The 22,950-nt window shown below is 37.0% G+C and carries 19 protein-coding genes; 12 read left to right on the plus strand and 7 right to left on the minus strand.

From position 1 onward, the window contains the following. Positions 1-265 precede the first annotated feature (265 nt). The 6 genes from JOE44_RS18770 to ileS form a co-directional block, all read right to left on the minus strand. A complete protein-coding gene (locus JOE44_RS18770; RefSeq protein WP_209786759.1) occupies positions 266-910 on the minus strand; it encodes an ElyC/SanA/YdcF family protein in 645 nt (214 codons plus the stop codon). A gap of 14 nt (positions 911-924) precedes the next feature. Beyond that, positions 925-1,563 carry a lipoprotein signal peptidase gene (locus tag JOE44_RS18775; RefSeq protein WP_209786760.1) on the minus strand — a complete coding sequence of 213 codons (639 nt, stop codon included), beginning with the start codon at positions 1,561-1,563 and terminating at the stop codon, positions 925-927. Continuing rightward, on the minus strand, positions 1,563-1,757 hold the full coding sequence (locus tag JOE44_RS18780; protein ID WP_209786761.1) for a DUF2683 family protein: 195 nt from the start codon (positions 1,755-1,757) through the stop codon (positions 1,563-1,565). Before JOE44_RS18780 ends, JOE44_RS18775 begins: the two co-directional genes overlap by 1 nt. A gap of 17 nt (positions 1,758-1,774) precedes the next feature. After that, positions 1,775-2,020, minus strand: coding sequence for a DUF6576 domain-containing protein (locus JOE44_RS18785; protein WP_209786762.1), 246 nt, complete (start codon positions 2,018-2,020; stop codon positions 1,775-1,777). A gap of 81 nt (positions 2,021-2,101) precedes the next feature. Next, positions 2,102-2,482, minus strand: coding sequence for a TraR/DksA C4-type zinc finger protein (locus JOE44_RS18790; RefSeq protein WP_002983772.1), 381 nt, complete (start codon positions 2,480-2,482; stop codon positions 2,102-2,104). A 58-nt stretch (positions 2,483-2,540) separates the two neighbouring features. Further along, the gene (ileS, locus tag JOE44_RS18795) at positions 2,541-5,936 is read right to left on the minus strand and encodes an isoleucine--tRNA ligase (RefSeq protein WP_209786763.1); all 3,396 of its coding nucleotides are present in this window, start codon (positions 5,934-5,936) and stop codon (positions 2,541-2,543) included. Between the two features lie 451 nt (positions 5,937-6,387). On the opposite strand from ileS, the gene JOE44_RS18800 reads away from it, so the two are divergent. The 3 genes from JOE44_RS18800 (at position 6,388) to JOE44_RS18810 (ending at position 10,121) form a co-directional block, all read left to right on the plus strand. Beyond that, a complete protein-coding gene (locus JOE44_RS18800) occupies positions 6,388-8,076 on the plus strand; it encodes a M23 family metallopeptidase (RefSeq protein ID WP_209786764.1) in 1,689 nt (562 codons plus the stop codon). 67 nt (positions 8,077-8,143) lie between these two features. Further along, positions 8,144-9,436: an AMP-binding protein gene (locus tag JOE44_RS18805; protein WP_209786765.1), complete on the plus strand. Its 1,293-nt coding sequence runs from the start codon at positions 8,144-8,146 to the stop codon at positions 9,434-9,436. A 76-nt stretch (positions 9,437-9,512) separates the two neighbouring features. Further along, positions 9,513-10,121, plus strand: a complete 609-nt coding sequence (locus tag JOE44_RS18810) for a hypothetical protein (protein ID WP_209786766.1) — start codon at positions 9,513-9,515, stop codon at positions 10,119-10,121. A gap of 34 nt (positions 10,122-10,155) precedes the next feature. Here JOE44_RS18810 and JOE44_RS18815 read toward each other — a convergent pair whose 3' ends face one another. Then, the gene (locus JOE44_RS18815) at positions 10,156-11,412 is read right to left on the minus strand and encodes an NAD(P)/FAD-dependent oxidoreductase (protein WP_209786767.1); all 1,257 of its coding nucleotides are present in this window, start codon (positions 11,410-11,412) and stop codon (positions 10,156-10,158) included. A gap of 98 nt (positions 11,413-11,510) precedes the next feature. Between JOE44_RS18815 and JOE44_RS18820 the strand changes: the two genes are divergently transcribed. From JOE44_RS18820 to JOE44_RS18860, 9 genes are all read left to right on the plus strand, one after another. Beyond that, on the plus strand, positions 11,511-13,031 hold the full coding sequence (locus tag JOE44_RS18820; protein WP_209786768.1) for an aromatic amino acid ammonia-lyase: 1,521 nt from the start codon (positions 11,511-11,513) through the stop codon (positions 13,029-13,031). 78 nt (positions 13,032-13,109) lie between these two features. Beyond that, entirely contained in the window at positions 13,110-13,841 is a 732-nt protein-coding gene (fabG, locus tag JOE44_RS18825) for a 3-oxoacyl-ACP reductase FabG (protein ID WP_105684174.1), read from the plus strand. 1 nt (position 13,842) lies between these two features. Beyond that, entirely contained in the window at positions 13,843-15,063 is a 1,221-nt protein-coding gene (locus JOE44_RS18830) for a beta-ketoacyl-[acyl-carrier-protein] synthase family protein (RefSeq protein ID WP_105684175.1), read from the plus strand. A 4-nt stretch (positions 15,064-15,067) separates the two neighbouring features. After that, positions 15,068-15,322 (plus strand): phosphopantetheine-binding protein, encoded by a 255-nt coding sequence (locus JOE44_RS18835; RefSeq protein WP_047377388.1) that lies wholly within the window; start codon positions 15,068-15,070, stop codon positions 15,320-15,322. A 120-nt stretch (positions 15,323-15,442) separates the two neighbouring features. Then, positions 15,443-16,327, plus strand: a complete 885-nt coding sequence (locus tag JOE44_RS18840; RefSeq protein WP_209786769.1) for a lipid A biosynthesis acyltransferase — start codon at positions 15,443-15,445, stop codon at positions 16,325-16,327. A gap of 175 nt (positions 16,328-16,502) precedes the next feature. After that, positions 16,503-18,029: an NAD(P)/FAD-dependent oxidoreductase gene (locus tag JOE44_RS18845; RefSeq protein WP_209786770.1), complete on the plus strand. Its 1,527-nt coding sequence runs from the start codon at positions 16,503-16,505 to the stop codon at positions 18,027-18,029. Between the two features lie 19 nt (positions 18,030-18,048). Further along, a complete protein-coding gene (locus tag JOE44_RS18850; protein WP_348635075.1) occupies positions 18,049-19,719 on the plus strand; it encodes a C45 family peptidase in 1,671 nt (556 codons plus the stop codon). Then, positions 19,716-20,081 carry a hypothetical protein gene (locus JOE44_RS18855; protein ID WP_209786772.1) on the plus strand — a complete coding sequence of 122 codons (366 nt, stop codon included), beginning with the start codon at positions 19,716-19,718 and terminating at the stop codon, positions 20,079-20,081. The genes JOE44_RS18850 and JOE44_RS18855 overlap by 4 nt, the downstream gene beginning before the upstream one ends. 227 nt (positions 20,082-20,308) lie before the next feature. After that, complete coding sequence (locus tag JOE44_RS18860; protein WP_209786773.1) at positions 20,309-22,945, plus strand: T9SS-dependent M36 family metallopeptidase; 2,637 nt, start codon at positions 20,309-20,311, stop codon at positions 22,943-22,945. The last annotated feature ends 5 nt before the right edge of the window (positions 22,946-22,950 follow it).

Genomic DNA, 22,950 nt, shown 5'->3' on the forward strand with positions numbered 1-22,950 from the left:
AAAAATTAATGAATAGCAAATTTACGAGGTTTGACGGAATAAAGAAAGATAAAAGATAAAAGATAAAAGATAAAAGATAAAAGATAAAAGATAAAAGATAAAAGATAAAAGATGTTGTTATTAAAATTCAATAGGGGTGGGCTTTAGCCCAGCCAGCTTAAAATTCAACATCCATCCATTGGCTTTAGCCAAAACCTATCAACCTTCAATAATCTATATGTCTTTACGCATCATCCGTGAAAATCCGTGAAATCTGTGGGAAATATTAAGGAATCACAATCTTCTCTCCTCCAAACTTCGGTTCCACTCCAAAAAGAAGATCCCAATAGGCCTTAGCTTTCGCAAAATACTCTCTCAAATTGGTTTTTAAGCCTGCATATTTATTCACATCAGCAGCATTATATCCAAAGGCTTCCATTCCATTTTTTCTGGCGAGGAAAACGGCTCTTTCATTGTGGAATTTCTGAGAGATAATAACCAGTTTCGTCTGGCTGAAAATATCTTTTGCTCTTACCACAGAATCCAGTGTTCTGAATCCGGCGTGATCCAGAATGATTTTATCCTTTGGAACTCCACTCTGCATTAATGCCAGCTGCATATCTTCAGGTTCATTATAATCTTTGGTGCTGTTGTCTCCACTAACGATAATGTACTGTATTTTTCCGCTTTTATATAAATCGCTTGCAGCCTTAATTCTGTTATAGAAATAAGCATTTGGAGTTCCGTTGCTCAAAAGCTTTCCTGTTCCTAATAAGAGTGCGGCTTTTGCTTCCGGTACATCAGTGATGTTATAAGAAACAAATGGTTCGCTGTCTTTTTTGATGCTGTAATTCGCCCAGGCAATAAAAATAATTCCTGCAACGAAAAGAAGCAGGAAAATTTTAAAAATATTTTTGATTATTTTTTTCATCCGAAATATATCGTTTAAAACTCCAGACCGTTCGGGAAAGCTTTCTTTCTGAATATGAGTAAGAATGCTGCTCCTACAGTAATGGCAGAATCTGCAACATTGAAAATATATTTGAAAAACTCAAGGTGTTTTCCTCCTATTAAGGGCCAGCTTTCAGGAACATTCCAGTCTACCAATGGGAAGTGAAGCATATCTACCACACATCCTTTCATAAAAGTAGAATATCCGTGTCCGAAAGGAGCAAATTTAGAAATACCGCCATAGCCGATCCATCGGTCTATGCTAGGGTCGTATACGGTTCCGCTGTCGAAGATCATTCCATAGAACATTCCATCAATAAGATTTCCGATGGCACCTGCAAAGATGATAGCCATTGGAATCAAGAGATAATTGGAAGCTCCTTCCTTTAACCATTTTTTAAACATATAGACCATTCCCCCGATCAGGAAGATTCTTAGGATCACCAGAAAATACTTTCCGATGATACCTCCGAAGTGAAATCCATAAGCCATTCCCGGGTTTTCCACAAAGGTTAGCTTAAAACCTGGCAGAACAGTAATGCTGTCATCCAGATTAAAATGGGTTTTAATATAAATTTTCGAAGCCTGGTCAATTAATAACACCAAAAATGTTATCGCTAAGATCTTTTTCATTATTGCCCTTTAGGTTTTGAAGGCTTTGCAGCCGGCTTTACATTTTTATTGTCGCTTGCTTTCTTGACTACTTTCTGTCCGTTATATGAACTTTTAACATGAGCTTTTTCAAATCTAATGTTCATTTCTTTAAGAACACCTTTCAGTGCACTAAGTTCCATTGCATTTTTTGGATGTACTATAATAGATTCCATTTCTTATTATTTAATTTTTACATTTTGGACAATTCATCAAGTCTTTTTCTATCTTTTTCAGACAGATCATTGACTCCGTTTTTGCCCATCTTACTCAAAAGTCTGTCGATCTCTTTCTCCCTTTCACGTTTATTAGAATTGAATTGATCATCAATCGTATAGTTTTTCTGCTGTTCAGGAAAGAATCTGTTTTTGATCCATTCTCTATTGAAAAACAGTAATACTAAGGCGATAACAAATCCCAAAATTAATAATTCGCTCATGGGTATACATTAAAAATTAGGTTTATAAAGTATCCGTGAATACGATATAAACCCAATATTATTTTTTTACAAACCTTACGGTTATTTTTGCATGTTTTTCGCTTCGATACTCAGTGTAGCATGAGGAACGGCTAAAAGTCTTTCCTTAGGAATCAGTTTTCCTGTTACTCTACACACACCATACGTTTTATTTTCGATTCTGATCAAAGCATTTTTAAGGTCACGCACGAATTTTTCCTGTCTTCCTGCTAAAATAGAGTTTTGCTCTTTGCTCAGCGTTTCTGCTCCTTCTTCAAAAGCTTTGAAGGTAGGAGAGGTATCATCAGTTCCGTTATTCTGGTCATTGATGAAACTTTCTCTGATAAGCTGAAGATCTTTTTCTGCTTTTTCTATTTTTTCTTTAATAATCGCTTTAAATTCCTGTAAATCAGCATCGCTGTATCTAACTCTTTCGTCTGACATATTCTTTCTCTTTTTTAATAAAATTATGAAATGGAATTTGAAATATAATAACTACATGTTAATTTTTTTCAACATTTATCTTAAAATTAACCTCATCTATTTCGATTTCGTTAAAATTTGAAAGTGAAGATACAATTTCTATTTTATTTGACAAGACTTCAGAAGAAATATATTCCTCATTTTTCTTAATATCACTTAGGAAAGGAGTACTTTCTTCTAGTGTGATTGAAATTCTGTCTGTCAGTTCAAAGTCTTTATCTTTTCGCAGGTTTTGAATTCTGTTAATAAACTCTCTTGCGATCCCTTCAGATTTTAATTCATCGGTTAACGTCAAATCTAATGCCACAGTTGTTTTACCATCGGAAGTAACAGTCCATCCCGGGATATCTTTTGTAGAAATTTCCACATCGTTAAGAGTAATTTCATATCCCTGAACATCTATTTTTCCTTCTTTTTCAAGACTGGCAATCTGTTCTGTAGTAAGATTGGCAATTTCGGCACCTACCACCTTCATATCTTTTCCTAATTTAGGACCAAGCGCTTTGAAGTTGGGCTTTATCTGTTTTACAATTAAGTGAGAGGCTTCTTCAGCATTGATTAACTGTAATTCTTTCACGTTTACTTCCTGTTTGATAAGATCTGCCACAGCAAGAATCTGTTCTTCTGTTTTAGAATCCAGTACAGGAACCAATACTTTTTGTAACGGCTGACGAACTTTTACATTTTCTTTCTTTCTCAGAGAGAATACCATACTTGTAATGTTCTGAGCTAAGTGTGTTTTCTCCACCAGATCCTGATCGATTAAGCTTTCATCAGCTACCGGGAAGTCTGTAAGGTGTACAGATTCACAGTTTTCTTTTCCGGTTACTTTATTTAAATCCTGGTATAACTGATCCATAAAGAACGGAGCAATAGGAGCAGATAGTTTAGCAACTACTTCAAGACAGGTATATAAAGTCTGGTAAGCAGAGATCTTGTCATCAGAATAATCTCCTTTCCAGAAACGTCTTCTGCACAATCTTACATACCAGTTACTCAGGTTGTCATTCACAAAGTTACTGATCGCTCTTGCCACTCTTGTTGGCTCATAGTCTTCATAGAATGCTTTTACTTCTTTGATTAAAAGGTTCAGCTCAGAAAGGATCCATCTGTCAATTTCAGGACGGTTTTCCACTTCTTTTTCCGAATAGTTGAATCCATCAACGTTTGCATACAGTGTAAAGAATGAATAAGTATTGTAAAGTGTTCCGAAGAACTTTCTTCTTACTTCGTCAATTCCTTCAATGTCAAACTTCAGGTTTTCCCATGGGTTTGCATTGGAGATCATATACCAACGGGTAGCATCCGGTCCGTATACAGAAAGTGTTTCGAACGGATCTACAGCATTTCCTAAACGTTTTGACATCTTCTGTCCGTTCTTATCCAGAACAAGACCATTACTCATTACATTTTTATAAGCAACAGAATCAAACACCGCAGTTCCGATGGCGTGAAGCGTATAGAACCATCCACGGGTCTGGTCAACACCTTCTGCAATGAAATCAGCAGGGAATGCTTTATTGTTATCTATTAATTCTTTGTTTTCAAAAGGATAATGCAACTGTGCATAAGGCATAGAACCTGAATCGAACCAAACATCAATCAGGTCACTTTCACGTCTCATTGCTTTTCCTGAATCAGAAACCAATACTACTTTGTCTACTACGTTTTTGTGAAGATCTACAAGCTCATAGTTAGACTCAGACATATTTCCGATGATGAAACCTTTGAATGGGTTTTCAGTCATCAGTCCTGCAGCAATGGATTTCTCGATTTCGTTGTATAGCTCTTCTACAGAACCGATGATCTTTTCTTCTTTCAGATCGTCTGTTCTCCAGATTGGCAACGGAATTCCCCAATATCTAGAACGGGAAAGGTTCCAGTCGTTTACATTCTCCAGCCAGTTGGCAAAACGTCCTTCTCCGGTAGCTTTCGGCTTCCAGTTGATTTCTTTGTTTAAATTAACCAGTCTGTCTTTTACAGCTGTCATTTTCACAAACCAGGAATCCAAAGGATAATACAATACCGGTTTATCTGTTCTCCAGCAGTGTGGATATGAGTGGACATATTTTTCTACTTTGAAGGCCTTGTTCTCTGTTTTCAACAGGATCGCAAGTTCTACATCCCATGATTTCTCAGGAGCAGTTCCTTCATCGTAATATTCATTTTTGATATAGGTTCCGGAGAATACCTCAGGAACATTTTCTCCGTTGATGAATCTACCCTGTAAATCTACCAATGGTACAAGGTTGTCATTTTCATCTTTTACCAACATTGGCGGAATCTCAGGCTGAGCCATTTTAGCAACTCTAGCATCATCCGCACCGAAAGTAGGCGCTGTATGAACTACACCTGTACCGTCTTCTGTTGTTACGAAATCTCCTAAAATTACTCTGAACGCATTCTCAGGATTATCGTTTGGTGTAAACCAAGGAACTAATTGCTCATATCTTGTGTCAACAAGTTTTTCCCCTGTGAATTCTTTTAAAACTCTGAAAGGAATTACCTTAGTTTCCGGAGTATAGTTAGCAAAATCCTCATCTGTACCTTCTGTATATTTTTTACCGAAAACTTTAGGTAAAAGAACTCTTGATAAAACAACAGTTACAGGTTCAAATGTATATTGGTTGAAAGTTTTAACTACAACATATTCAATATCTCTACCTACAGTAAGAGCGGTATTGGATGGCAGCGTCCATGGAGTCGTCGTCCATGCAAGGATATGAACATCTCCGTCAACATCATTGAACAATGCTGAAGAGTCTTTCTTTACTTTAAACTGAGCCACAACCGTTGTATCTGAAACATCACGATAGGTTCCGGGCTGATTCAGCTCGTGAGAAGAAAGTCCTGTTCCTGCTTTTGGAGAGTAAGGCTGGATGGTGTACCCTTTGTACAACAAGTCTTTGCTATACAATTGTTTCAATAACCACCAAACGGTTTCCATATATTTTGACTTGTACGTGATGTACGGATCATCAAGATCTACCCAATATCCGATTTTTTCGGTAAGGTTGTTCCAAACGTCTGTATAACGCATTACTGCTTCACGGCAAGCTTTGTTATAGTCTTCAATAGAGATTTTTTTGCCAATATCTTCTTTAGTGATTCCTAACTCTTTTTCTACACCCAGTTCCACAGGAAGACCATGCGTATCCCATCCTGCCTTACGGAAAACCTGCTTTCCGTTTTGAGTCTGGTAACGGCAGAAAATATCTTTCAATGCTCTTGCCATTACGTGGTGAATTCCAGGCATACCGTTTGCTGAAGGCGGACCTTCATAAAAAACAAACTCAGGATTTCCCTGACGAATCTCAACACTCTTATTGAAAGTTTTATTTTGTTTCCAAAATTCCGCTACATTCTCTGCTACGTCAATAAGGTTGAGGTTTTTGTATTCTTTAAATTGGCTCATTGTAAATATCTCAATATCGTTGATTAATTAAGTCTGCAAATTTACTAAAATTTGTCGGTTTATAATATATGTTTTATTTTGATATCTTCTATTAAAAAGTTCAATTTCAGAAATATAATAAAGAAATTGGAGAAAAGTGAATGGTGAATAGTGAATAAGTGAATTTTTCTGGGTGTTTTTTATATAAAATTTAATGCAATTTACTCAATAGGAGCGGGCTTTAGCCCGCTTAAATAATAAAAACAAATCCAACGGCTTTAGCCAAAACCTAATGATTGCACAAAGTTCACAAAGATCTTATGAATGGGTTAAAATTGTTCGCAAAGGCGTTTCACTCAGCAGGGGAAATAGGGGTAAAAAACAAAATTGATTCGCAAAATTGGCTGGAGTAACAAGCGCTTATTGGCCGGAATTTTGTACATTTAAGTAGACCTATAAATCCAAATGCTGTATGAAAATCTTTTATCACTTGATGCTTTTTGTTTGTTTTATCAACACAGGCATTGTACAGGCTCAAAATAATTATCCACAGAATTATTTCCGGAATCCACTCAATATTTCCATGCAGCTGGCAGCTAACTTCGGAGCAATCCGTACGAATCACTTTCATATGGGACTGGATCTGAGAACCAACAGCCAGGAGAATTTACCGGTTCTTGCCGCAGCAGAAGGTTATGTGAGCAGAATCAAAGTGGAGCGGTATGGGTTTGGAAACGCCATATACATTACCCATCCCAATGGATATACTACGGTGTATGCCCACCTGAACAAATACTTCAACACGCTCGATGAATATGTAAAAGAAAAGCAATATAAAGATGAAAAGTGGGAGCAGGACATAACGTTTCAACCTGGGCAGTTTCCTGTGGAGAAAGGGCAGCAAATTGCCTTGAGTGGTAATACCGGAGGATCCGCAGGTCCGCATCTGCATTTTGAAATAAGAGATACCAAAACAGAAGAGTGTCTTAATCCGTTACTTTTTGGATTTGCTATCCCTGATAATATAGCCCCAATTATCAGTGGATTGTATTGGTATGACCGACGTTTCAGTACTTATGAACCCGGAGCTAACGCAATTGCAGTGAAAAAAACTGGAAGTGGCTATAGTGCGGATGTAATCCGTGTAAACTCACCCTTAATAAGTTTTGGAGTGAAAGCCGTAGATAAAGCCAACAAAGGATTTAATCTTGGAATTTATCAGGCTGAATTGCTAATGGATGGTAAGCTGATTTACAGTTTTAAAATTGATAAAATCCACTATGATGATACCCGTTATATCAATGGCTGTATAGATTATACTAAATTCATCAGAGATAAAATGGGAATTCAGCATCTTGCTGATTTACCCGGAATGAAACTTCAGAATTACAGCATTCCGAATTTGACAGGAGTTATCAATCTTCAGGATGAGGAAGTTCACAATATTGAAATGGTACTGAAAGATACAAAAGGAAATACAAGCCGGTTAACAACAAAAGTTCAGTTAAACAAAACCTCAGACAAAGTGCCTTCCACAGGGAAAACGGTAACACCTAACGAAGGAAAAACTATTGCCACTGAAAATACAGAGATTAGTTTCAGCAAAAATGCGGTCTATGATGCGGTCAATTTCAATGCCTATGAAAAGGCGGAGGCAGATCCCAATGCAGCTTCGAACAATATTGTTTTACACAGTTCCTATATTCCGGTTCACGATGAATATACTTTAAAAATAAAGCCTAATAGGAAATTAACCAATTCAGAAAAAGATAAAGCCGTTATTGTCCTTGATTATGGAAGTGACAAAGATGTCGTCAAAGTAAAATGGAATGGTGATTGGGCAGAAGGGAAATTCAACAGATTGGGTACAGCGAAATTATTGATAGACAATAGTTCTCCATCCGTTTCATCCGGCTGGGCAGAAGGAGGATTGGTGAATAGCGGTTCTTTATTGCTCAAAGGAACAACGAAAACAGGAGATATTGTTTCATTCCGTGCAGAACTGGATGGTAAATGGCTTCGTTTTGCCCGTGTAAAAGATAATTTTGTTTACACATTTGACGAAAAGTGCCCCAAAGGATCAGGTTCTCATACTTTAAAGGTAACCACATCGAATACCGCCGGAAATACAAACATACAAACCTTTACCTTTCAGAGATAAATAATCTTTTAATACTTAAATCTTTTAATTTTAATTAAATAAATTTGCCTTTTAAAAATTAAAATCATTGGAATTTCATCCGTCAATTGAGAAAGCAGATATTCAGGAAATCAAACTATTTCAGGAAGAAAAACTTCATGAGCTTTTGGCTTATCTTGAAGCGCATTCTCCTTTTTACCAGAAACTGTTCAAAGAAAATAATATCCATATTGCAGACATTCGTACTTTGGAAGATCTTCAGAAGATTCCTACCACTACAAAGAATGATCTTCAGCAGTATAACCATGATTTTTTCTGCATAACACCGGATAAAATTGTGGATTACAGTACTACTTCCGGAACATTGGGAGATCCGGTGACTTTCGGATTGTCTGACAGTGATCTTGAAAGACTGGCGTACAATGAAGCAATATCTTTTGCCTGTGCCGGGATTCAGAAAGGAGATGTTGTTCAGATGATTACCACTATAGACAAGCGATTTATGGCGGGACTTGCTTATTTTCTGGGCTTAAGAAAAATGGGTGCGAGTGTGGTGAGAATGGGACCCGGAATTCCTGAACTGCAATGGGATTCTATTTTCAGATACAAACCCAAATATTTGATTACCGTTCCTTCTTTTCTGTTGAAAATGATTGACTATGCCGAAAAACACGGATTGGATTATAAAAATTCCAGGGTTTATGGTGCGGTATGTATCGGAGAAAGTATCAAAAATCAGGATTTTACAGATAATATTCTTTCACAGAAAATCAAAGAAAAGTGGAATATCAAACTCTTTTCCACCTATGCTTCTACCGAAATGAGTACTGCCTTTACAGAATGTGAATATCAGATCGGAGGCCATCACCATCCTGAGCTTATCATTACAGAAATTCTGGATGACGACGGAAATCCTGTGAAAGAAGGAGAAAGCGGAGAACTCACCATTACTACTTTGGGAGTGGAAGCAATCCCTTTGCTAAGGTTTAAAACCGGAGATCTTGTAAAAGCACATGATGAACCCTGTCAATGTGGAAGAAATACGATGAGGTTAGGACCTGTAGTAGGAAGGAAACAACAGATGATCAAATATAAGGGAACAACACTGTATCCCCCAGCCATGAATGATATTTTGAATGATTTCAACAATATCTTATGCTACCAGATCGTTATTCAGGCCAACGAAATCGGGCTTGACGAAATTATCATCAAATTAAGTACTGAAGCGGAACACGAAGGGTTTGTGAATGAAGTAAGAGACCATTTCCGTGCAAAATTAAGAGTAAGTCCGAAAATTGAAATAATAGAATTTGATATCCTCTCTAAAACAGTTTTTAATCCAAACAGCAGAAAACCCATTACTTTTATTGATTTAAGATAAAATTAAAAAATAAAGAGTCGATAGAGATTGTCTTTTATAATATCTTTGGGCTCTTAAAGTAAAAAGCTAATACACTATGAAAAAACTATTATTGCTGGTCTTTGTAGCTATAATGACCACTGCTTTCGGACAGGAAAAAATGAAATTAGTTGCCGGAAGTTTGGGTGTTTTGAAAGATCAGACTGAAGTAAACGTTGAGGTTAAGTTTGAGAATGTACTATTTATGAAAGAAAATATTACAGAAACTCAATATCTTGAAAACAGGAAAAAACAAGTTCTGGACAATCCTAAAAGAGGAGAAGAGGCATGGAAACAATGGATTGAAGAATGGGGAAAATACAAAAAGGAATATTATGTGGACTATTTTGCAAAGGGTTTGAATAAGACCTATAAAAATATTTCATTTAAAAAAGATGCTGTTGCAAAATATACCCTGCGCTTGGAAACAAATTGGATATTTCCGGGCTGGCATGCCGGAATTACTGCAATGACTGCTGAAATATCAGGTAAAATAAAACTGGTGGAAACAGATAATCCTTCTGTTGTTTTAGCTGAAGTAGAACTTAATAAGTTTGATAAATTTGTGCAAAATAAAGAATTTGTAATGGAGTACGGAAGAATAGCCTCAGCCTATGATTCTGCCGGAAGGTATTTAGGAAGAGAAATTAAAAAGTCTTTAAAATAAAACAAAAAACGGTCTGAAATTTCAGACCGTTTCTTTATTGTTGACTTTGCTGCTCCTGTTTTTCTAATTTGATCAGGTTCGCAAGATTTTTAATAACTGTATCGTGCTTTCTCACAAAAGGATTGTCTTTATTCCACACATACCCTGCTAAAACAGCACAAATCTTTTTCTTGACATCCGCATTTTCCGGTTGATGGAAGAAGAGTTCCTGAAGATTTCCGGTATACCATTCTTTTACATAGGTGGTGAAAACCTCCACTCCGTATAAAATATAATCCGAATATTCCGTCTGCCAGTCAATTTTTTCTCCGTTTAATTGTCTTAGAGCCAGTTTTGCTGCCAGCATTCCGGATTCTGTGGCAAAAGCCATTCCTGAAGAGAAAACAGGATCAAGGAATTCTGAAGCATTTCCCGTTAACGCAAATCCGTCTCCGAATAAACTTTTAACCGAGCAGGAATAATCTTTAAGATGTTTGGGTTCAAAAAGGAAATCTACCTCTCCAAAACGTTTTACATAATAATCAGAAAGAGAAATTGCCTTTTTCAAAGCTTCAGCAGGATCTCCGTTTTCAGATAATTGATCAATATATTCAGTAGGTCCTACAATTCCTACACTGGTATTTCCGTTAGAAAAAGGAATGACCCAAAGCCATACTTCGGTTTCAATAATGTCAAAAGAAATTAAAGTACCTTCCTCTCCCGGTTCTCTGTTAATATCATCTACATGAGAGAAAATGGCAGAGTGAGGAGATAATTTTGAAGGTTTTTCAAGGTCTAGCAGACGAGGCAGTACTCTTCCGTAGCCGCTGGAATCAATGACAAACTTAGCATGGATTTCTTTCGTTTCTCCCTCCTTATTTTTTACCGTAGTTACAGAATCTGTTCCGTCAAATTTTATGTCAATAACTTCGGTTTCAAATTCAAGATCAATTCCTTTGTTAATAACTTCCTGAGCAAGAGTATTATCAAAATCAGCTCTCGGAACCTGCCAGGTCCAGTCCCAGCCTTCCCCGAATTTGTTGCTAAAATCAAAAATGCAGACTTCTTCACCACGAAGAAAACGGGCTCCCAACTTTTTTTCAAAGCCCATTTTGTCTAATGCAGGGAAAAGTCCGGCCTCATCAAAGTGGTCCATTACCCTTGGAATTAAGCTTTCACCCACTACCAATCTGGGGAATTTTGTCTTTTCGACTACTTTTACGTTGACGTTATTCTTCTTTAAGTACGAAGAAGACACGCATCCGGAAGGTCCAGCTCCGATTACAAGAACGTCAACAAATTCTTTGCTCATCTTTGATTTTTTATTTTAATAATAACTTTTATCTTTGCCGCAAAATTAGTGACAAATAATTAATATTTTACAAAATTATCAACTATTACTTTTAATTGATGAAAATAAATAACTTTTTAGAACTGAAAGACTTTCAAAAAATTATCATTGAGAATGAAAAAATAGAACTGGATGAATCACTTTTATCGAGAGTGGATAAAAGTTTTCAGTTTTTAAAAGAATTTTCAAAAAATAAAGTAATATATGGTGTGAACACCGGTTTTGGGCCTATGGCTCAGTTTAAAATCAGCGATGAAGATACACACCAGCTTCAATATAACCTTATCAGAAGCCATTCTTCAGGAATTGGAAATCCTTTACCTGCCGAAGAAGTAAAAGCCTGTATGCTGGCAAGGTTGAATACCTTATCATTAGGAAATTCAGGAGTACACCAATCTGTTATTTATCTTCTTCAGGAGCTGATCAACAGAGATATTACCCCATTGATATTTGAACATGGAGGAGTAGGAGCAAGCGGAGACCTTGTTCAGCTGGCTCACTTAGCCTTGGTACTGATTGGAGAAGGAGAAGTATTTTATAAAGGGGAAAGAAAATCCACAAAAGAGATTTTCAAAATTGAAGGATTACAACCAATACAGGTAGAAATTCGTGAAGGTCTTGCTTTGATGAATGGAACTTCTGTAATGTCAGGAATAGGTATTGTAAATGCTTATAAAGCGAATCAGCTTACAGATATTTCCCTTAGACTTTCTTGTGCGATTAACGAAATTGTACAGGCTTATGACGATCATTTATCCGAAGCGCTGAACGGGACGAAAAAACACTACGGCCAGCAGAAAGTGGCAGAAAGAATGCGTGCTCACCTGGCGGATAGTAAGCTGATCAGAAAAAGAGAAGATCATCTTTACACTCACTTCGAAGAACAGGAAAAAGTATTCAAGGAAAAAGTTCAGGAATATTATTCCTTAAGATGTGTGCCTCAGATTTTAGGTCCGGTATTGGATACGTTGGAATATACAGAGAAAGTTCTTGAAAATGAGATCAATTCAGCCAATGATAATCCCATTATCAATGTTGAAGACCAGCATGTTTATCATGGAGGAAACTTCCACGGAGATTATATCTCTCTGGAAATGGACAAACTTAAAATTGTAGTTACCAAACTGACGATGCTTGCCGAAAGACAGCTGAACTACCTTCTGAATGCCAAAATCAATGAAATTTTGCCTCCTTTTGTAAATTTAGGTAAATTAGGTTTCAATTTCGGGATGCAGGGCGTACAGTTTACGGCAACTTCTACTACGGCAGAAAGCCAGATGTTGTCGAATTCAATGTATGTTCACAGTATTCCAAATAATAATGATAATCAGGATATCGTTAGTATGGGAACCAATGCTGCGGTGATCTGCAGAAAAGTGATTGAAAATGCTTTCGAAGTATTGGCCATTGAAGCCATTACGATTATTCAGGCTGTTGAATATCTTGGATTCCAGGATAAAGTTTCATCCTCTACAAAAGAGCTATATGATGAAATCAGAAAAATAATTCCTGCTTTCTCAGATGATATGGTTATGTATCCGTATCTGGAGGAAGTAAAGAAGTATCTGAAAGGAATGTAACTATTAACGGTGGTGAATTGTCTTTTAAAGAAAGATGCATCAACTTAAAAAAACTAAAAACGATATAAACACTAACGCATGAAATGTGCAATTGTAACAGGAGGCTCCAGAGGAATCGGGAGAGCAATCTGTATAAAACTGGCTGAAGAGAAAAACTATCATATCTTAATCAACTACGCTTCAAACGAAACGGCAGCAAAAGAAACTCTGGCTAAAGTACAAGAACTTGGGTCTACAGGAGAAATTCTTAAATTTGATGTAGGAAATACTGAAGAAACACAGGCTGTTTTAACGGAATGGCAGGAGAAAAATCCTGACGCCGTGGTAGAAGTGATCGTCAATAATGCCGGAATCACAAGAGATGGTCTTTTTATGTGGATGCAGAAAGAAGACTGGAATAATGTGATCAATACAAGTCTTGACGGATTTTTCAATGTGACCAATTTCTTTATCCAAAAACTGCTTCGTAACAAATACGGAAGAATCATCAATATGGTTTCTGTATCCGGAGTAAAAGGAACTGCTGGTCAAACGAATTATTCTGCAGCAAAAGGGGCATTGGTAGGCGCTACAAAAGCTCTTGCTCAGGAAGTTGCCAAAAGAAATGTTACCGTAAATGCAGTAGCTCCTGGTTTTATCAGAACCGATATGACTCAGGAATTTAATGAAGATGAACTGAAAGCAATGATTCCAGCCAACAGATTCGGTGAAGCAGAAGAAGTGGCAGATCTTGTCGCATTCTTAGCATCTAAAAAATCTTCTTACATTACAGGAGAAGTGATTAATATTAACGGAGGAATTTATTCATAACATGGAAAATAGGGTTGTAATTACCGGAATGGGAATTTATTCCTGCATCGGGACATCTTTAGAAGAGGTCAGGGAATCCCTATATCAAGGAAAATCCGGTATTGTTTTAGATCCGGATAGAAAAGAATTTGGTTTCAGGTCTGGTCTTACGGGAGTTGTTCCAAAACCTGATCTGAAAAACCTTTTAAACAGACGCCAGCGTGTCAGTATGGGAGAAGAAAGCGAATATGCTTATCTGGCGACCATGGATGCATTGAAGCAGGCAAATCTGGATGAAGAATTTCTGGATTCTCATGAAGTAGGAATCTTATACGGAAATGACAGCGTTTCTCAGGCTGTTGTAGAATCTATTGATATTGCCAGAGAAAAAAAAGATACAACATTGATGGGTTCAGGAGCGATCTTCAAATCAATGAACTCTACAGTAACAATGAACCTTTCCACCATCTTTAAACTGAAAGGAATCAATCTTACCATCAGTGCAGCATGTGCAAGCGGTTCCCATTCTTTGGGACTGGCTTATATGATGATCAAGAATGGTTTTCAGGACATGATTATCTGTGGAGGAGCTCAGGAAACCAATAAATATTCTATGGCAAGCTTTGACGGATTGGGAGTATTCTCCGCCAGAGAAGATGAACCCACAAAAGCTTCCAGACCTTTCGATGCGGAAAGAGACGGATTAATTCCTAGTGGCGGTGCTGCCAGCCTTATTGTGGAAAGTCTTGAATCTGCTCAAAGAAGAGGTGCTCCGATTATTGCAGAAATTATCGGCTATGGTTTCTCTTCGAACGGAGGTCATATTTCAACACCCAACGTGGATGGACCAGCTTTGGCAATGGACAGGGCATTAAAACAATCAGGATTAAAAGCTTCAGATATCGATTATATCAATGCTCATGCAACTTCTACCCCTATTGGTGATGCCAATGAGGCAAAAGCCATCTATGAGATCTTCGGTAGTGAAGTTCCGGTAAGTTCTACCAAATCTATGACCGGACATGAGTGCTGGATGGCAGGCGCAAGTGAAGTTATCTACTCAATTCTGATGATGCAGAACGATTTTGTAGCTCCCAATATCAACCTGGAAAACCCTGATAATGAAGCACAAAAGATAAATTTAGTGGCAAAAACAAAAAATCAAAAAATTGATGTATTTTTGTCGAATTCTTTTGGGTTTGGGGGAACCAATTCTGCACTAATAGTTAAAAAATTTGATTAAAAACATGGAAAGGGAAAAAATTGTTGCTATCGTTAATGATTTTCTTGTCAACGAATTCGAGGTAGACGGAGACGAAATCAGTAATGATGCCAACCTTAAAAATACACTGGGCTTAGACAGCCTGGATTATATCGACATGGTAGTCGTGATCGAATCTAATTTCGGCGTGAAATTAGGAGAAGCAGATTTCAAAAAAATGGTAACATTTGATGATTTCTATACAACGATTGAAAACAAGATTGCTGAAAAAAACGCTTAGTTATTGAGTAAATCTTTATTCTATAAAATGAGCCAATGTAATACTACCACAGTGATTCGCTAGCGGACACTTCTAAAATGGTACTATTACATTGGTTCTCTGTTATATTAAACTGTAGATATGAACAAGTGGAAAGGTAAATCTAAAGGAACAGTACTCGGATACAGAATATTCGTCTGGTGTATTAGAAATATCGGAATCAAAAGTTCATATGGGGTATTGTATTTTGTAGCAGCGTATTACTCGCTGTTTCAGAAGAAAAGCAACCAATATATTCTGTATTATTTTCAGAAAAGACTGAACTATGGATACTGGAAATCCAAAGCCTCCATATTTAAAAGCTACTTTACCTTCGGAAAAGTTCTGATCGATAAAACCGCTATTTCTGCCGGACTTAGAGAAAAATACACCTATGAATTTGACGGTATTGAAAACCTCAGAAATCTTTTAGCCGCTAAAAAAGGAGGCGTACTGATTAGCGCTCATATCGGTAATTTTGAAATTGCAGAGCACTTTTTTGCAGATATCGACTTCGATTGCCAGATCAATCTGGTGACTACAGATCAGGAAGTTACCGTAATTAAGGAATATCTGGAAAGCGTTGCCGTAAAAAAAAGTAATATCAAGTTTATCTACGTAAAAGAAGATATGTCGCATATCTTTGAAATTAACAAAGCTTTGTCAGATAATGAGCTGATCTGTTTTACCGGAGACCGCTATTTTGAAGGCTCCAAATATCTGGAAGCAGAACTGCTCGGGAAAAGTGCAAAATTTCCGGCCGGCCCTTTTTTGATTGCCTCAAGGCTGGGTGTTCCCGTAGTATATGTTTATGTAATGAAAGAAAACAATCTTCATTACCATCTGTATGCAAGAGTAGCCCAGAATATCAAAAACCGGGATTCACAAGGCCTTTTAAATTCTTATGTTCAAAATCTTGAAACCATGGTGAAAAAATATCCGCTTCAATGGTTTAATTATTTTGATTTTTGGGATGATATTGATTAATTTTTCTATTTTTATCAAATAAAAACGAATAAAAACTAAAAAACCATTAAGATTTACCGAGGTTTAAGATGATCAGATCATATTACCTGATATAAATTTTTTTGCTTACTTTACCAAAGCAATCTTTAAATATCTTAAATTCCCTGTTTCTTAATTATTAAAAGCACATTTTCTTTTGAAGAAAGCATACGACATACTTGTAATCGGAAGCGGATTGGGAGGTCTTGTTTCAGCTCTTATTTTGGCGAAAGAAGGCCTGAAAGTATGTGTTCTGGAAAAGAATAACCAATATGGAGGAAACCTTCAGACCTTTGCAAGGGACAAACTTATTTTTGATACGGGAGTTCATTATCTTGGAGGATTGGGCAAAGGACAGAATCTGAACCAGTTCTTTTCCTATCTTGAAATCATGGATGATCTTGAGCTTCAGCTGATGGATGAAGATGGCTACGACAGGATCAGCTTTGGAGAAGATGAAATAGAATATCCCCATGCTCAAGGATATCAGAATTTTGTAGAACAGCTTTCCAGATATTTTCCTGAAGAAAAAGAAAATCTTGAAACCTACTGTGAAGAAATCCAGTATGTATGCAGCCAGTTTCCCAGATATCATGTGGTAGGAAAAGACAGTTATAATGAGGAAATCCTGCATCTCAATACCAAAAGATTCATTGAATCCGTTACCCAGAACAAAAAACTTCAGTCGGTTTTGCTGGGTTCCAACTTTTTATATGCCGGAGATTCTGAAACCGTACCTTTTTATGTGCATGCTTTAACGGTAAATTCTTATATTCAAAGTGCTTACAAATGTGTAAAAGGAGGAAGCCAGATCTCTAAACTTTTGATCAGAAAGCTTAGAGAATACGGAGCAGAAGTACATAAGTATTCAGAAGTTTCTGAATTTGTTTTTAATGAGAATAACAGACTGACCTCTGTAAAAACAAAAACAGGAAAAGAATACACTGCGAAACAATTTATTTCCAATATAGAAATCCGTTCCACCATTAAACTGATTGGAGAAGAGAGATTGAAGAAGTCTTTTCTGAACAGAGTTTTAAGCTGGAAACCGGTTTCATCATGCTTTAGTATTTATCTGGTTTTAAAACCTCACAACCTTCCCAACTTTAATTACAACAGATATCACTATTCATCCGAAGAGCAGGTCTGGAATGCATTCCGCTACAGGAAAGAAGCATGGCCGGAAACGTATATGCTTTCATCCACCCCTTCAAAACATCATCCTGAATTTGCAGAAAGCCTTACCGCTATTTCTTATATGGATTTTGATGAGGTTAAAGAATGGGAAAATACCTTCAACACGGTAGCAGATGAGCATGAAAGAGGAGCAGCTTATGAAAGGTTTAAACTCGAAAAGACAGAGAAAATGCTTGATGCTCTGGAAAAGAAAATTCCCGGCCTAAGGCATGCCATTAAAACAATATATACATCTTCTCCCTTGTCTTACCGGGACTATATCGGGAATTTTGAAGGAAATATGTACGGATACATGAAAAGCTCGGAGAATCCTCTTAAAACAATGGTTTCTCCCCGTACCAAAATCGACAACCTGTTTCTTACCGGACAATCCGTTAATATGCATGGGATTTTAGGAGTTACCATCGGAGCTTTTAATACCTGTGCAGAAATTCTTGGAAAAGAAACGATTGACATGAGGTTGACGCAAATAATTAATAAAAACTAAAGTGAAAAAAACTAAAACCATTTATAGATCCCATAAAAGAGCTTTTCTTTACCTTACTTTTTGTTTTTTCCTCACGGCCTGTGGAATATCAAAATCTATCCGGCATATTCCAGATGTAAAACAATATGCGCTGGAAGTTCCGAAGGTTACCAGAATCAACGACAGTACTTTCAGCTATAATCAAAATTATCTTACCAAAAATAAACAGCAGCTCTGGGAACTTTATATTAAAGGAAATCCTATACAGCTGGGATATAATAACGGAGCATTAACTCAAAGCTTAATGCAGAAGCAGGAAAGTATCTTCTTTGCAAAAGTTGAAGGGTTTGTGCCCTCAAAATTCAGACAAAGGCTGTTAAGAGGTTTTTTAAAATGGTACAACAGAAAAATGTATCTCAATGTAAGAGAAGATTATCAGGCAGAATTATATGGTTTAGCACAATATTCATCTGATCAGTATGATTTTATTGCCCCTAAATATTTAAGGAACCTTTACCTGCACGGTGCTCATGATATCGGGCATGCCATGCAGGATCTTGCAATGGTAGGCTGTACATCTCTTGCCGTATGGAACGAAAATACCGAAGATGGAGACCTGCTGATCGGAAGAAATTTCGACTTTTATGTGGGGGACGACTTTGCAAAAAATAAACTGGTAGAATTTGTTCAGCCAGAGGAAGGAATTCCTTACATGTCTGTAAGCTGGCCGGGAATGATTGGTGTGGTTTCCGGAATGAATAAAGAAGGAATTACAGTCACGATTAATGCCGGGAAATCAAAAATTCCTTTGACGGCAAAGACTCCTATTTCCCTTGTTACAAGAGAAATTCTGCAGTATGCTAAAAATATTGATGAAGCGATTGCTATTGCTAAAAAAAGAAAAGTTTTCGTTTCTGAATCTATTCTTGTGGGAAGTGCAGCAGACAAAAATGCGGTAATCATTGAAGTTTCGCCTAAAAACCTCGGTGTATACAGAGTACAGAATACCAGCAGGGTTCTTTGTACCAATCATTTCCAGTCTGAAGCCTATAAAGAGGACAAAAGAAATCAGAAACATATTGAAGAAAGCCATTCCGAATACCGTTATGAAAGACTTCAGGAGCTTTTACAGGAAGAAAAAAAGATGACCCCGGAAAAGATGGCTTCCATTTTAAGAAACAGATCCGGCTTAAAAGATGAAAACATAGGCTATGGTAATGAAAAAGCACTCAACCAACTTTTAGCTCACCATGCGGTTATATTTTCGCCTCAGAAAAAGTTGGTCTGGGTTTCTTCAAATCCTTACCAGTTAGGAGAATTTGTATGTTATGATCTGAATGAAATTTTTTCTTACAAACCATTATCCCAAAGTCTGCAGGCAAAAACAAAATTGAATATTGCAAGGGATCCGTTTGCCGATTCTGAAGAGTTTGCGCACTATGAACAATCTAAAATGCTGGCTAAAGAAATCAATGAGGCCGCAGAAAATAAAGATATATTGTTGACAGATGATCTTATTCCTTATTATCAGTCTATGAACCCCGATTTTTGGCAGGTGTATTATCAGTCAGGGAAATATTATTTTAACAAAAAAGAATATTCAAAGGCAAAAACTGAATTTGAAAAAGCTTTAACGAAAGAAATTACCACAGTTCCTGACAGAAAAAATGTTGAAAAGTACCTTAAGAAAACTTTAAAGAAACTGAAATGATCCCCAAATATATAAAACTGCTGTTCTGCATTCCTTTTATTATCATCGTCTGCCATTCCGTGTATTTGTTTACGGTATACAGTTCAATCCCGGACACCATCCCTATTCACGGCTACGGAAATATGAAAGACATCGATGGAAGCAAAATATTTCTTATCATGCCAATCCTCATGAATTTGGTTATTCTTCTCTTTATCTGGTTGATTATCAGAAGACCGGATAAGATAAAATTTACGTTTGAAATCAATGATGACGAAAGAGAAAAAATATACCATATTACCCAGCTGGCTCTGGTCATTATTGCCATATTTGCTACCATTATGATGACTCCATTATCATTCTCTGATGTGGTTTACAGATAACTAACATGAAAAAACTTATTCCCTTCAAAACATTATGAAGCATAAGAAAAGATAGATGAATGGGTTTAAAGATCTATAGCCTTTTTTGAGTGATTAATAGTAAATAATACAATTTTCTGACTTGAATTATTTTTTTAAATAAATAATATGTGATTTTGTAACAATTTAGATTGTTTTTCTACTAACTGTTAAATCTAACGTATTAATATTTGTTAAAAGTAATCTAAATGAAAAAAATTCGACTAAGTGTTAAGCTATTGTTGTTTTGTTCAATTTTTGGTGCGGGTGTAGTATCTGCCCAGCAATATGAACAAACCATCAAGGACTATGTTAATTCTGCTCAGGGATCGTTCCAGAGAGTTAATCCGGAGCTTAAAGCATTTAAAATCATTAATGTAGATCCTTCAAAAAGCTTAAATGGAGATGTTGTAGGGATACAGCAAACGGTTAATGGTATTCCTGTTTTTGGAAGCTCTGCCAATGTTTTGATCAGAGAGGGAAAGGTTTTAAGCTTTGCAGATACTTTCATCAAGAATTCTCCTTCTGCGATTAAAGGAAAAGAAAAAGGGAAAAAAGAATCATTAGTAGCAGAAACCGTTAAAAAGCTGAACGGTATGCCTACTGTTAAAAACGTTGACGGAAAAGAAGAACCTATCCGTGTCAATACAGTTTATTTTGCCAAAAATGGAGAGCTGATTCTGAGCTACCAGTTCTATATTGAAGAAAAAGGAACCGGTAATGTATGGAATACCATTGTCAGTACTGATGACAGCAGCATTTTATACCAGGAAAATACAACTTTATCATGTAATTTTCACGATGAAGCCTATGATCACCACAGTTCATCAGAACATAATATTCAAACCTATTTACCTGAAAATATAGCAGCTGCAAATCTGCAGAACCCTGCAAATTTTGTATTAGTGCCTGATAACGCTTCTTACAACGTGTTTGCATTCCCTACAGAAGCGCCTACGTTTGGAGCAAGGACATTGCTTACCAACCCATGGGATCTGACAGCATCACCTGAAGGATGGCATTCTGACGGAACTAATCATTATACCATAACAAGGGGGAACAACACATTTGCCTATACGGATGAGAGTAATCTCAATACGCCACAATTTTCTCCAGATGGAGGCGTAAACAGAGTATTTGATTTTCCTTTAGACATAGCAGCCAGTCACACAACATATACTTCGGCAGCAGTAACGAATTTATTCTACAATGCAAATAAAACGCACGATGTATTTTATAAATTCGGATTTACAGAATCTGCAAGGAATTATCAGGTAAACAATTTTGGAAACGGAGGAGTAGGTAATGATCCTGTTCTTGCGGAATCCAGAGATGGTAGTGGTCTTAATAATGCCAACTTTAGCCCTGGTACTGATGGAACAAGCGGAAGAATGCAAATGTTCCTTTTTTCACCGAGTGGAAATGTAAGATATCTTTATTATAATTCACCATCCACTTATACGGCCAGAGCACCTATTGCTACTACCGCGAATTTTGGACCTCAAATTATGGGGAATCCACCTGTAACAGGAGATCTTGCTCTTTCTACACCTGCAGACGCGTGTACTGCAGTGACTGCCGGAAGCCTTGTAGGAAAAATAGCAGTAGTAAATGCTGCAGGATGTGGTTTTGCTGTTAAAACTAAGAATTTACAGAATGCAGGGGCAGTAGGAGTTATACAATACCACCCGTCAAGTAATACTCCTGTAGGAATGGGAGGAACGGATGCTTCCATTACAATTCCTACCATTATGGTGGGTATGTCAGAAGGTCAGTTCCTGGTGAATGACTTAACTAACGGAACTGTTGGTAATGCTACATTGAAAACAGATGCCGTTTACAAAGATGCAAGTTTAGATAACGGAGTAATCAGCCACGAGTATGGTCATGGTATTTCCAATCGTCTTACCGGAACAGGAAGTTCTTGTTTGTCTTTTATTTCGTCTAATGAGCAGATGGGTGAAGGATGGTCAGACTTCTTCGCTTTGATGATGACAACCAGACCAGGAGATACTTCTTCTATGGCCAGAGGTGTAGGAACTTTTGTTTCAGGACAGACTACTACCGGTGGAGGAATAAGACCTGCAAAATATTCACCTGACTTTGCCATCAATGATTATACTTATGGCCGTACCAACGGGATGAAAATAAGTACCACTATTTCAGGAATAGCGGTTACAGTGCCGGATGTTCACAGTATCGGATTTATCTGGGCTTCTATGCTTTGGGATCTTAACTGGAAATATGTAGAAAAATACGGATACAACAGCAACGTTCTTGCAGATGCGAACAGTGGAAGTGCACGAGTACTTCAGTTGGTAGTAGATGCTCTTAAATTACAGCAATGTAACCCAACTTTCATTCAGGGAAGAAATGCGATCCTTGCTGCAGAAATGGCAAAAACAAATGGGGTAGATAAATGTATGATTTGGAATGTATTCGCTAAAAGAGGGTTAGGGGTTAATGCATCTGCAGGAGCTCTTAATGGTTTAGCAATGGGTGCTAATCAGCCTTTACCGGAAATGAGCGATCAGGTGGAAGACTTTACTGTTCCTGCAGAATGTGCTGCATTGGCGGTAAAAGAAATTAATAATTCTAAAGGAATATCCATCTATCCAAATCCTGTAAGAAATGAATTCACGATAAAAACACCGTCAGATGTTAATCTGTCAGGAATTACAACCGTTTCTATCTTTGATTTTACAGGAAAACTGATTTCTAAAGAAAGCATCAACCTTAATAAGCAAAATACCATCAGTGCAGAAAAACTGATCAATGGTGCTTATATTGTGAAAGTTAGCAATGACTCTATTGACTATTCTCAAAAGATTATCGTTTCAAAATAGGAAAT

This window comes from Chryseobacterium sp. PvR013 (assembly GCF_017833095.1).
GTDB lineage: Bacteria > Bacteroidota > Bacteroidia > Flavobacteriales > Weeksellaceae > Chryseobacterium > Chryseobacterium culicis_A.